The sequence below is a fragment of the Nonomuraea indica genome (assembly GCF_002850745.1).
GTDB classification, from domain to species: domain Bacteria; phylum Actinomycetota; class Actinomycetes; order Streptosporangiales; family Streptosporangiaceae; genus Nonomuraea; species Nonomuraea indica.
In genome coordinates this window covers 1,241-12,681 of record NZ_KZ559476.1, presented here as the reverse complement: position 1 = coordinate 12,681, position 11,441 = coordinate 1,241, and the positions used below count along the sequence as shown (strand labels likewise).

At 72.8% G+C, this 11,441-nt stretch carries 10 protein-coding genes; 4 read left to right on the top strand and 6 right to left on the bottom strand.

What is annotated here, in order from left to right; translation table 11 throughout:
• Positions 1-20: 20 nt before the first annotated feature.
• Genes CXR44_RS25675 through aceB form a run of 6 tightly spaced genes read right to left on the bottom strand, consistent with a single transcriptional unit; the run spans position 21 to position 6,458 of the window.
• Positions 21-233, bottom strand: coding sequence for a DUF2277 domain-containing protein (locus tag CXR44_RS25675; RefSeq protein ID WP_101788692.1), 213 nt, complete (start codon positions 231-233; stop codon positions 21-23).
• Between the two features lie 29 nt (positions 234-262).
• A complete protein-coding gene (locus tag CXR44_RS25670) occupies positions 263-1,006 on the bottom strand; it encodes an IclR family transcriptional regulator (RefSeq protein WP_397024394.1) in 744 nt (247 codons plus the stop codon).
• Positions 1,007-1,008: 2 nt separating this feature from the next.
• On the bottom strand, positions 1,009-2,211 hold the full coding sequence (locus tag CXR44_RS25665; protein ID WP_101788690.1) for a (Fe-S)-binding protein: 1,203 nt from the start codon (positions 2,209-2,211) through the stop codon (positions 1,009-1,011).
• Position 2,212: 1 nt separating this feature from the next.
• The gene (locus tag CXR44_RS25660) at positions 2,213-3,388 is read right to left on the bottom strand and encodes an FAD-binding oxidoreductase (protein ID WP_101788689.1); all 1,176 of its coding nucleotides are present in this window, start codon (positions 3,386-3,388) and stop codon (positions 2,213-2,215) included.
• Positions 3,388-4,860, bottom strand: a complete 1,473-nt coding sequence (locus tag CXR44_RS25655; RefSeq protein ID WP_245899405.1) for an FAD-linked oxidase C-terminal domain-containing protein — start codon at positions 4,858-4,860, stop codon at positions 3,388-3,390. The genes CXR44_RS25660 and CXR44_RS25655 overlap by 1 nt, the downstream gene beginning before the upstream one ends.
• Before the next feature lie 20 nt (positions 4,861-4,880).
• Positions 4,881-6,458 (bottom strand): malate synthase A, encoded by a 1,578-nt coding sequence (aceB, locus tag CXR44_RS25650; RefSeq protein WP_180903703.1) that lies wholly within the window; start codon positions 6,456-6,458, stop codon positions 4,881-4,883.
• A gap of 158 nt (positions 6,459-6,616) precedes the next feature.
• Here aceB and CXR44_RS25645 point away from each other — a divergent pair, with 158 nt between their 5' ends.
• The 4 genes from CXR44_RS25645 to CXR44_RS25630 all read left to right on the top strand — a co-directional run bounded on the left by CXR44_RS25645 (position 6,617) and on the right by CXR44_RS25630 (position 11,258).
• On the top strand, positions 6,617-7,306 hold the full coding sequence (locus tag CXR44_RS25645) for a DUF4097 family beta strand repeat-containing protein (RefSeq protein ID WP_101788687.1): 690 nt from the start codon (positions 6,617-6,619) through the stop codon (positions 7,304-7,306).
• 84 nt (positions 7,307-7,390) lie between these two features.
• Complete coding sequence (gene hflX, locus CXR44_RS25640) at positions 7,391-8,803, top strand: GTPase HflX (RefSeq protein ID WP_101788686.1); 1,413 nt, start codon at positions 7,391-7,393, stop codon at positions 8,801-8,803.
• Positions 8,804-9,220: 417 nt separating this feature from the next.
• Positions 9,221-10,429: an imidazolonepropionase gene (hutI, locus tag CXR44_RS25635; protein WP_101788685.1), complete on the top strand. Its 1,209-nt coding sequence runs from the start codon at positions 9,221-9,223 to the stop codon at positions 10,427-10,429.
• Between the two features lie 13 nt (positions 10,430-10,442).
• On the top strand, positions 10,443-11,258 hold the full coding sequence (locus CXR44_RS25630; RefSeq protein ID WP_101788684.1) for a DegV family protein: 816 nt from the start codon (positions 10,443-10,445) through the stop codon (positions 11,256-11,258).
• The last annotated feature ends 183 nt before the right edge of the window (positions 11,259-11,441 follow it).

The window sequence follows — 11,441 nt, the reverse complement described above, 5'->3', positions numbered from 1 at the left end:
GACGCCTCGAAGCGCGGGGGTCAGCGGCCTCCGCGCACCTGCAGCGCGCCGAGCAGCTCCTCCGACGCGCGGGTGATCGCCTCCACCGCCTGGTCGAACGCTTCGGCGTTGTGCGCGGCGGGCGCGCGGAACCCGGAGATCTTGCGGACATACTGCAGGGCCGCCGCCCGCACGTCGTCCTCGGTGACGTCCTCCGTGTACGGCGGGCGCAGCGTCTTGATGCTTCGGCACATGCCCCCACGGTAACCGCGCGCCGCGCCCCTCAGCGCCGGCCCGGCGGTCCCAGCTCCGTCCCGAAGGCATGGGCGATCTTCCGCATGCCCTCGGCCAGCTCGTCGCGGTCCACGGCGTCGATCCGCTCGGCGGGACCCGACACCGACATCGCGGCCACCACCCGGTCGCCGTCGTGCACGGGCACGGCCAGGCAGTGCACGCCCAGCTCCTCCTCGCCGAGATCCAGGGCGTAGCCGCGGTCCCTGACCAGGGCCAGCTCGGCGAGCATGGCCCGGGTCTCGGTGATCGTGTTGGGGGTGCGCCGCGGCATGCCGGTGCGTTCGAGCAGCGTCACCGCCTCACCGGCGGCGCGGCCGGCCAGCAGCACCTTGCCCACGGCCGTGCTGTGCGGCAGGACCCGCCTGCCCACCTCGGCGAACATCCGCAGCCGGCGCGGCGACGGCACCTGCGCCACGTAGACGATGAAGTCGCCCTCCAGCACGGCCAGGTTGGCCGTCTCGCCGGACAGCTCCACCATCTTGGCCAGGTAGGGGCGCGCCCACGTGCCGACCATGCCCTCGGCCACGCCGCCCAGGCGCACCAGCCCCGCGCCGAGCGCGTAGCGGCGGTCGGACTCCTGGCGCACGTAGCCGCGCGCCAGCAGGGTCTGCAGCAGCCGGTGGATGGTCCCGTACGGCAGGCCGGTCCTGGCGGCGATCTCCGAGAGCGCCGCCTCGCCGCCGTGCTCGGCCAGCGCCTCCAGGACGTCGAGCGCCCGCTCGACCGACTGCACGCTCACAGCCGCACCCCGCGCAGGGAGGCGTCGAGCACCTCGGCCGTGTGCGCGACCCTGATGCCGCCGCCGGCGCGCCGCATCGCGGCGGCGATCTGCATCGTGCAGCCGGGGTTGGCCGACACCAGCAGCTCGGCGCCCGTCGAGGCGACCCCCTTGGCCTTCCGGTCGCCGAGGTCGCGGGCCGCCTCGGGCTGGAAGATGTTGTACGTGCCCGCCGATCCGCAGCAGATGGCCGACTCGGGCACCTCACGCAGCTCCAGCTCGGGGATCTGGGCCAGCAGGGCGCGAGGCTGCGCCCGGATGCCCTGGGCGTGGGCGAGGTGGCAGGCGTCGTGGTAGGCCACGGTCAGCGGCAGCGGATGCCGGGTGGCGGCCGGGCCCAGCTCGGCCAGGAACTCCGACAGGTCCGCCACCCGGAACCCGGGGTCGGCGCCGAGCAGCTCGCCGTACTCCTTCATCGACGACCCGCAGCCGGCCGCGTTCACCACGACGGTCCGCACTCCGGCCTTGCGGAAGACGGCGACGGTCCGGCGGGCCAGCCGCCTGGCCTGGTCGGCGCGGCCGGAGTGCACGCTGAGCGCCCCGCAGCAGCCCTGGCCGGGCGGGATGACCACGTCGCAGCCCTCCAGCGCCAGCACCCGCGCCGTGGCCGCGTTCACCTGAGGGAAGAACGCGCCCTGCACGCATCCGGTGAGCATGCCCACCACGGCCCGGCGCGGCCCCCGGGCCCGTACCAGGCGCGGCAGCCGCTGCCGGGGGCCGGGGCGCGGCGCGAGCGCGGCCATCGCGCCGAGGCTGGGATGCACCCGGTCCAGGAACGGCCGCATCCGGCCGGCCAGCCCCATTCCCGGCCGCAGCAGCCGCAGCCGGCGCGGGTAGGGGAACAGGGAGAACACGAGCCCGCGCACCGCCCTCTCGCGCGGCTCCCGGACGTGGACCCGCTCCACCTCCGCCCTGGTCTGCTCGATCAGCCGGTCGTAGCGCACCCCTGACGGGCAGGCGGTCACGCACGCCATGCAGCCGAGACAGGCGTCGAAGTGGCCGGCCATCTCGGGCGTCACGGGGGTGCCCTCGACGTGCTGCTTCATCAGGTGGATCCGGCCGCGCGGCGAGTCCATCTCCTCGCCCCACAGCACGTACGTGGGGCAGCTCGGCAGGCAGAACCCGCAGTGCACACAGTCGTCGATCAGCTCGGGGTCCACCTCAGATCCCTCCCACGAACCGGCCGGGGGACAACACGCGCCCCGGGTCGAACCGCGCCTTGACCCGCCGCATGAGCGGCAGCGCGCCGGTGCGGCCCCACCGCTCGACGCCTTCGTACGGCGTGGCGAGCACGATCGCGGCGTGCGCCCGCTCCCGCAGCCCGGCCACGGCGTCCGCGACGCGTCCGGCGGTGACCTCGCCCGCGGGAGCCAGGTGCAGCCGGCCGGACGCCGCCGAGCCGCGCAGCCGCAGGCCGTGCTCGCGGGCCGCGTCCAGCACCCCGTCCAGCGCCGGAGGCGCGAACCGGGTCTCCACCAGCGTCTCGGAGTCGGGCAGGACACCCCACCACTGCGGCGGCCGCGCCGTCACCTCGCCTCCGGTCAGCGCGGCCAGCGCGTGCGCCCGCTGCTCGGCCGCCGTGCCCTCGACCAGCGCGGCCAGCGTCACCGGCCCGCCGGTGCCGGGCCAGTCGATCTCGACCGCGCTCGGCTCCGCCTGCGCGACGGCCAGCGCCTCGGCGGCCGCCCGCACCTGGGCCGGCGGCAGCTCCGCGACCAGCCAGCGCCGGTCGGCCGGCAGCGGGTGCAGGCGGAACGTCGCCTCGGCGATCACGCCCAGCGTGCCGTACGAGCCGGTGAAGAGCTTGCCCAGGTCGTAGCCCGCCACGTTCTTGACCACCTTGCCGCCCGAGCGGGCGACGGTGCCGTCGGCCAGCACCACCGTGACGCCGATGAGCAGGTCGCGCGGCGCGCCGTGGCGGAAGGCGCGCGGCCCGGACACGGCGGTGGCCAGCGTGCCGCCCACCGTGGCGTCCGGCTGCGTGTCCAGCGCCAGCTCCTGCCCCTGCCGGCCGAGCGCCTCGGCGAGCACGCCCATCGTCACCCCGGCCTGCGTCCGGACCACCAGGTCACCCGCCGCGTGCTCGATCATCGCGTTCAGGCAGCACAGGTCGAGCAGCACGTCGCAGCGCTCGGGCGGGGCGCCCCAGTGGAGCTTGGTGCCGCCGCCGACAGGGGTGACGGCGAGGTCCTGCCCGGCGCAGACCCGCAGCACGGCCGCCACCTCGTCCACGGTCTCGGGCAGCACCACCCAGCGCGGGCGCACCCCGGCCACGACGTCCTCGCGGCCGGCGTCCCTGACGGTCACGCCGGTCTTCTCCAGCAGGTCACGCGGCATCAGAACTGCTCCGCCCGGCCCGACTCCACCAGCGGGTGCACGCCCCTGCGCACGCCCGGCACCTCGCCGCACAGCCGCGGCGTGGGGAACACCTTGCCCGGGTTGGACAGGCCCCGAGGGTCGAACGCGCACCGGACGAGCTGCATCGTGTCGAGGTCGGCGGCGGAGAACATCTTCGGCATGTAGCGGGCCTTGTCCACGCCCACGCCGTGCTCGCCGGTGATCGACCCGCCGTGCTCGACGCACAGGTCGAGGATCGCGCCCGAGACCACCTCGGCCCGCTCGCCCGCGCCCGGCTCGGCGTCGTCGAACAGGACGAGCGGGTGCAGGTTGCCGTCGCCGGCGTGGAAGACGTTGGCCACCCTGATGCGGTGCTCGGCCGACAGCCGGTCGATGGCCGCCAGCACCCGGGGCAGCGAGGTGCGCGGGACGACGCCGTCCTGCACGATGTAGGCGGGGCTGATGCGGCCGACGGCGGCGAACGCCGACTTGCGGCCCTTCCAGATCGCGGCCCGCTCGGCCGGGTCGGCGGCCACCCGCAGCTCGAACGCCTCCGAGCAGATCTCCCGCAGCCGCTCGAACTGCCGCTCCACCTCCGCGGCCGGCCCGTCGAGCTCGACGATCAGCACCGCGCCCGCGCCCGCGGGGTAGCGGCAGGCCACCGCCGCCTCGGCCGCCTCGATCGACAGGGCGTCCATCATCTCGATCGCGGCCGGCACGATGCCCGCCCCGATGATCGCCGAAACGGCCCGGCCGCCCTGCTCGATGCTCTCGAACGCGGCCAGCACCGTGGTGACCGCCTCGGGGACGCGGCTCAGCCGTACCGTGATCTTGGTGGCGATGCCGAGCGTGCCCTCCGAGCCGACGAACGCGCCGAGCAGGTCGTAGCCGGGGTCCATGCGGTCGAGCGTGACCAGGTCGCCGTCGGGGGTGACGATCTCGCAGGCCTCGACGTGATTGACCGTGAAACCGTACTTGAGGCAGTGCGCGCCGCCGGAGTTCTCCGCCACGTTGCCGCCGATCGAGCAGACCTGCTGGCTCGACGGGTCGGGCGCGTAGTAGCGGCCCTGCTCGCGCACGGCCTCGGTGATGGCGAGGTTGGTGACGCCCGGCTCGACCACGGCCCGGCGGGCGGGCAGGTCGATCTCCAGGATGCGGCGCATCCTGGAGGTGACGATGAGCACGCCGTCCTCGCGCGGCAGCGCGCCGCCGGACAGCCCGGTGCCGGAGCCGCGGGCCACGAACGGCACCCCGGCCTCGTTGCACAGCCGCACCACCCTCGCCACCTGCTCGGCCGTCTCGGGCAGCACGGCCACGGCCGGGGTGGCGCGGTGGTGGGTCAGGCCGTCGCACTCGTAGGTGCGCAGTCGTACCGGGTCGGTGATCACCGCGCCGGCGGGCAGCGCCGCGACCAGGCCGGCCGTCAGCGGGCCGATCGCGGGCCCGGTCACGGGGGGCGTGCTCGGGGTCATCCGGCTCCTCTCCTCTCCTCCTATGGCATGCGCGCGTACGCGGGGAGCGTCAGGAACTCGGCGAAATCGTCATCCAGCGCGACCTCCTTGAACAGAGCCGTGGCCTGAGCGTACAGCTCCTCGTCGTAGCCCGGCTCGGCGGCGATCGCGGCCAGCTCCTCGCCGATGATCCGCTCGACGAGCTCCTTGGTGACCTTGGCGCCGGTGTCGGCGAGCGTGATGTCGTTGTGGATCCACTGCCAGATCTGCGAGCGCGAGATCTCGGCCGTCGCCGCGTCCTCCATGAGGTTGTGGATGGCCACCGCGCCCAGCCCGCCCATCCAGGCGGCCAGGTAGCGCAGCGCCACGTCCACGTTGCCGCGCAGCCCCACCTCGGTGATCTCGCCCGGTGTCTCCGACACCGCCAGCAGGTCGGCGGCCGAGACGCTGACGTCCTCGCGCTTGCGGTCGATCTGGTGGGGCCTGTCGCCGAGCACCCCGTCGAACACCTCGCGGCAGACGGGCACCAGGTCGGGGTGCGCCACCCAGGAGCCGTCGAAGCCGTCGCCGGACTCGCGGGTCTTGTCCGCCCGGACCTTCTCCAGGGCCACGGCGTTGACCTCGGGGTCGCGGCGCGAGGGAATGAACGCGGCCATCCCGCCGATGGCGTGCGCGCCGCGCTTGTGGCAGGTGCGCACGAGCAGCTCGGTGTAGGCGCGCATGAACGGCGCGGTCATCGTCACCGTGTTGCGCTCCGGCAGCAGGAACTCCCGGCCCCGGGTCCGGAACTTCTTGATCACGCTGAAGAGGTAGTCCCAGCGGCCCGCGTTGAGCCCGGCGGAGTGCTCGCGCAGCTCGTAGAGGATCTCCTCCATCTCGAACGCGGCCGGATACGTCTCGATGAGGACGGTCGCCCGGATAGTCCCGCGCGGGATGCCGAGCAGTTCCTGGGCGCGGACGAACACGTCGTTCCACAGCCGCGCCTCCAGGTGGGACTCCAGCTTGGGCAGGTAGAAGTAGGGGCCCTTGCCCTTGTCGATCTGCCGCTGCGCGCAGTGGAAGAAGTAGAGGCCGAAGTCGAACAGGGAGCCGGAGACGGGCAGGCCGTCCACCTTGGCGTGCTTCTCGTCGAGGTGCCAGCCGCGCGGGCGGACCACGATCGTGGCCAGCTCCTCGTCGGGGCGCAGCGCGTACGTCTTGCCGCCCGACTCGAAGTCGATGGTCCGGTCGAGCGCGTCGCGCAGGTTGAGGTGACCGGCGACGCAGTTGGCCCAGAGCGGAGAGTTGGCGTCCTCGAAGTCGGCCAGCCAGACCTTGGCGCCGGAGTTGAGCGCGTTGATGGTCATCTTGCGGTCCACCGGCCCGGTGATCTCGACGCGGCGGTCCTCCAGGCCCGGGGCGGGTGCGGCGACGCTCCACTCGGCCTCGCGGACCCCCTTGGTCTCGGGCAGGAAGTCGAGCAGGCCCCCGGCGGACAGCTCCGCCTGCCTGCCCCGGCGCAGCTCGAGGAGCTCCAGGCGTCTGGCGCCGAACTCCCGCTGGAGCGTCGCCACGAAGCCGAGCGCCTCGGGCGTGAGGATCTCGTCGAACCGGTCGAGGATCGGGCCGGTGATCTCCATGTCGCGCGCTCCTTTTTCCGTCATGTGGAAAATGCCTTCTGGATTATGGAAGTGAAGCTACTTCATGGGGTCGTCCACGGTCAAAGGAGGGGGACCCTGAAGTGCTCCTCGGGGGTATCCCGGATGCGTTTCGGATGATCCGCCGGGAAGATCGACGTATGAACAGAATCGTGATCGCGGGCGGTCTCCTGGCGTCGGCTGCGCTGCTGACGGGCTGCGGATTGTCGAGCCTGGTCGGCCCCACCAACCAGGACACCGCGACCTACGAGGTCACCGACAAGGTGGCCGCGTTGCGCGTCGAGCCCGGCTCGGGCGACGCCGTGATCACCGAGTACGACGGGACCGCCGTCCGCGTCGTCGAGACGCTCCACTGGAGAAGGACCAAGCCCGAGGCCGAGCACGTCGTCGAGGGCGGCGGCACCCTGCGGCTGAGCTACACGTGCTCCGACTCGTCGAGCTGCAGCGTCGACTACAAGGTCCAGGTGCCCAAAGGCTTGACGGTGGACGTCGACAGCGGTTCGGGCGACGTCGCGCTGCGGTCGCTGACCGGGCCCGTCAAGCTCGTCCTCGGCTCCGGCGACGTGACCGGCGCCGGGCTGACGGGCAAGCGGCTGACCGCCGAGCTCGGCTCGGGCAACCTCGACCTGGCGTACGCCGCCGCGCCCGACGAGGCCCGGCTCCAGGCCGGCTCCGGCGACATCGTGCTGCGCGTCCCCGACGATGCCTACGCCGTGCGCACCGACATGGGGTCGGGCGACGAGACCATCTCGGTCAGGCGGGACGGCGCCGCGCCGCACAAGATGACGATCACGTCCGGCTCCGGCGACGTGAACGTGCTGCCGGGATAACCAGATGCCCATGCCGTGGATGTCGTGCCACCATCGGGGGAAGACACCACGGTGTCCGGACGTTCCCTATAAGAGATGACACGAATGCACGAATACTCCGCGCTCGACGAGTTCGAGACCGGCGATATGGATCTTGAGGAGCGCCAGGCGCTCCGCCGCGTGGCGGGCCTGTCCACCGAGCTCCAGGACGTCTCCGAGGTCGAATACCGGCAGCTGCGGCTCGAGCGGGTCGTTCTGGTGGGCATCTGGACCTCCGGGACGGCCGTCGACGCCGAAAACTCGCTCCTCGAGCTGAAGCTCCTGGCCGAGACCGCCGGCTCCGAGGTCCTGGAGGGCCTGATCCAGCGCCGCCAGAAGCCAGACCCCGCCACCTACATCGGCTCGGGCAAGGCGCTCGAGCTGCGCGACGTGGTCGAGTCGACCGGCGCCGACACCGTGATCTGCGACGGCGAGCTGACCCCCGGCCAGCTCCGCCAGCTCGAGGACACGGTCAAGGTGAAGGTCATCGACCGCACCGCGCTCATCCTCGACATCTTCGCCCAGCACGCCAAGAGCCGCGAGGGCAAGGCCCAGGTCGAGCTGGCCCAGCTCCAGTACCTCCTGCCGCGCCTGCGCGGCTGGGGCGGCAACCTGTCCCGGCAGGTCGGCGGTCGCGCCGCCGGCGGCGTCGGCATCGGCGGCCGCGGCCCTGGCGAGACCAAGATCGAGCTGGACCGCCGCCGCATCCGCGAGCGGATGGCCAAGCTGCGTCGCCAGATCAGCGGCATGTCCACCTCGCGTGAGACCATGCGCCAGCGGCGCTCGCAGCGCGAGGTCCCGGCCGTCGCCATCGCCGGCTACACCAACGCCGGCAAGTCCTCGCTGCTCAACCGCGTCACCGGCGCGGGCGTGCTGGTCGAGGACGCGCTGTTCGCCACCCTCGACCCGACGGTGCGCAAGGCGCGCACGCCCGAGGGCAGGCTGTTCACGATCGCCGACACCGTCGGGTTCGTCCGCCACCTGCCGCACCAGCTCGTCGAGGCGTTCCGCTCCACGCTGGAGGAGGTCGCCGACGCTGACCTGATCCTGCACGTGGTCGACGGCTCGCACCCCGATCCCGAGGGGCAGCTGGCCGCCGTCCGCGAGGTGTTCGCCGACATCGAGGGCGCGATGGACGTGCCCGAGATCGTGGTGATCAACAAGGCCGACGCGGCCGACCAGGACGTGCTCGACCGCATCGCGCGCGCCGAGCGCGACAGCATCGTGGTCTCGGCCCGCACCGGGGCCGGCATCGGCGAGCTCATGGCGCTCATCGAACGCCGGCTGCCCAGGCTCGACCACGAGGTCACGCTGCTCGTGCCGTACGACAGAGGAGATTTGATCTCCCGGGCCCACAAGGAGGGCGAGGTGCTCTCGGTGGACCACGTCGAGGACGGCACCGTGCTGCACGCCCGCGTGCTGCCCAGCCTCTTCCACGAGCTGGAGCGGGTCGGCAAGCCCGTCGAACGGGTGTCTTGACGTGATGGCTGGGCGGCTCTGACCCTCAAGGACCACAGAGCTGCCCAAAGCCGACAGTGGTCCCGCAACCGCGGGATTGCTAGGATATGCCGAACCTTACATACTCTATTGTCGCGGGTTTCAGAAGATGGCTGCTGCGAGCGGGATCGACAGCGGGGGCCGAAGCGCAAGGTTGGAGCCGGGGGGCGGTTGGGAAGAGTGGGCTTTCTTCCGAATAACCCTGTACACCGAGCCAGCCTGTGAAATAACGTAACTGAACTGAAATCGCGCGGATCATGAGTCCAGCGATACGGTCACCGCACAGTCTTACGCGGATGAGAGCAGGAGACCCCCCATGTCGTCCCGACCCGGAGCCGACTCAGCGGGCACGGCCCGAGTTGCGGGCCGGGTGCCACGCTCCTGCGGGGTGGTGATGCGGTGACCGTTCGGCTGCTGACCAACATCGGCCGCCTCTGGACCGGCAACGAAGTCCTCAGCAACGCGGCCCTCCTCGTGCACAACGACCGCATCGCCTGGGTCGGCCGGGCTCCCGACCTGCCGCAGAGCGTGCCGGGCGTCGTCGACGACATCGTCGACGTCGACCACGTCGAAAACCTGGGCGGCGCGCTCGTCACGCCCGGCCTCATCGACGCCCACACGCATCCGGTCTACGCCGGCAACCGCTACGCCGAGCTGGCCATCCGCACCGGCGGCTCCAGCGCCGCCTCCATCACCGCGGCCGGCGGCGGCGTCGGTTCCACCGTCACCGTGACCCGCGGCACCGACCCGTGGACCCTGTGCAACGGCGTGCGCGAGCGCCTGCGCGGCTGGCTGCTCAACGGCACCACGACCGTCGAGGCCAAGACCGGCTACCACCTCACCCGTGACGGCGAGCTCGCCGACGTGCGGCTCCTGCGCGAGCTGGAGAAGGAGCCGATGATGCCGCGGGTGCACGTCACGTTCCTCGCCGCGCACGTCGTACCGCCCGAATACTTCGGCCGCCAGCGCGAATACGTCGAGGCCGTGGGCGCCTGGTGCGCCGACGCCGCGGCGGCCGGCGCCGACAGCGTCGACGTCTACTGCGACGACGGCCACTTCACCACCGAGGAGTCCCGCTGGGTGCTCGCCTCGGGCCGCAACGTCGGCCTGCTGCCGCGCATCCACGCCGGGCTGTTCAGCCGGCGCGGCGCCGTCCAGCTCGCCGCCGAGCTGGGCTGCGCCTCCGCCGACGGGCTGCACAACATGTCTGACGAGGACATCGCGATCATGTCCCGCTACGGCGTGCCCGCCGTCGTCTGCCCCGCGACCGCGCTGCAGCGCGGCAAGCTGCCGCCCGTCCGCCAGATGATCAAGCATGGGGTGCAGATCGCGCTGGGCAGCGACCACAACCCCGGCTACTGCGGCATCACCTCGATGTCGCTGGTCATCGCGATGGCCGTGTCGGCGTTCGGGATGAGTGTCAACGACGCGCTGCGGGCCGCCACCCTGGGCGGCGCCACCGTCCTCGGTGCCCCCGACCGCGGCGTCCTCGCTCCCGGCCGCCTCGCCGACATCGTGCAGTGGGACGCCGACCACGAGGGTGCCTTCGCCTGGTCGTTCGGCCTGAAGCCGCGGCGGGTGTGGCGGGGTGGCACCCCCGTCCAGTAGCTAGTCTCGGGACATGCCCCGACCGGTCGCCGTCGTCACCGACTCCACCGCCTGCCTGCCGCCGACACCGGGCGTCTCGGTGGTGCCCGTCCAGGTGATCTCCCGTGGCGTGCCGTACGACGAGGGGTCCTTCCGCGGTGACCTCTCCTCGGCCACCACCTCGCGGCCGGCCCCGTCCCGGTTCGCCGCGTGCTACGAGGCCCTCGCCGCCGAGGGGGCCGAGGCGGTGGTCTCCGTCCACCTGTCGTCGTCGCTCTCGGGCACGTACGAGTCGGCCGCGCTGGCGGCCAAGGAGGCGCCCGTGCCGGTCGAGGTGGTCGACAGCGGGTCGATCGCCCTCGGGGTCGGCTACCCGGCGCTGGCCGCCGCGCGTGCCGCCGCCCGCGGGGCCGGACTGGAGGAGGTGGCGGGGGAGGCGGCCCGGTGCGCCGGCCGTACGCGTACGTACTTCTACGCCGACTCCCTGGAGCACCTCCGGCGGAGCGGGCGCGTCGGGACGGCGGCCTCGCTCGTCGGGTCGGCGCTGGCCATCAAGCCCCTGCTGCACGTCATCGACGGGCGCGTCGAACTGCTGGAGAAGGTGCGCACCGCCACGCGGGCCATCGCCCGCCTGGAGGATCTGGCGGTACGCGCGGCGGAGCGGGCGGACGGCCCGGTGGAGGTGGCGGTGCAGCATCTCGGGGCGCCGTCACGGGCGGCGGCGCTGGCCGACCGGCTCTCGGGGCGGCTGCCGCGACTCGGGGAGTTACGGGTGGTCGAGGTCGGGGCCGTCATCGGCGTGCACGTGGGCCCGGGAACGCTGGGACTGACCGTGTGCCTGCCGGGCTGACCCCGGCTTCGTCCACAGGAAGCACGGGGTCGGGCTGCTCATCCCCAGAACGCCGCTCGGCCGATCGGGGCGGCCGGGCCGGGCCGTACCGTCTCCGGCGTGCTCACCCAGGATGCGACCGCCGAACGGACCATAGCCGAGTCCCGGCTCCGGTCCCTCACCGCCCCCGGCCGCCACCTGCCC

Bases quoted from the DNA above. Each gene is read 5' to 3' on its own strand.
- CXR44_RS25675 (WP_101788692.1), bottom strand. From the start codon at position 233: ATGTGCCGAAGCATCAAGACGCTGCGCCCGCCGTACACGGAGGACGTC.
- CXR44_RS25660 (WP_101788689.1), bottom strand. From the start codon at position 3,388: ATGCCGCGTGACCTGCTGGAGAAGACCGGCGTGACCGTCAGGGACGCC.
- CXR44_RS25655 (WP_245899405.1), bottom strand. From the start codon at position 4,860: ATGACCCCGAGCACGCCCCCCGTGACCGGGCCCGCGATCGGCCCGCTG.
- aceB (WP_180903703.1), bottom strand. From the start codon at position 6,458: ATGGAGATCACCGGCCCGATCCTCGACCGGTTCGACGAGATCCTCACG.
- CXR44_RS25645 (WP_101788687.1), top strand. From the start codon at position 6,617: ATGAACAGAATCGTGATCGCGGGCGGTCTCCTGGCGTCGGCTGCGCTG.
- hflX (WP_101788686.1), top strand. From the start codon at position 7,391: ATGCACGAATACTCCGCGCTCGACGAGTTCGAGACCGGCGATATGGAT.
- CXR44_RS25630 (WP_101788684.1), top strand. From the start codon at position 10,443: ATGCCCCGACCGGTCGCCGTCGTCACCGACTCCACCGCCTGCCTGCCG.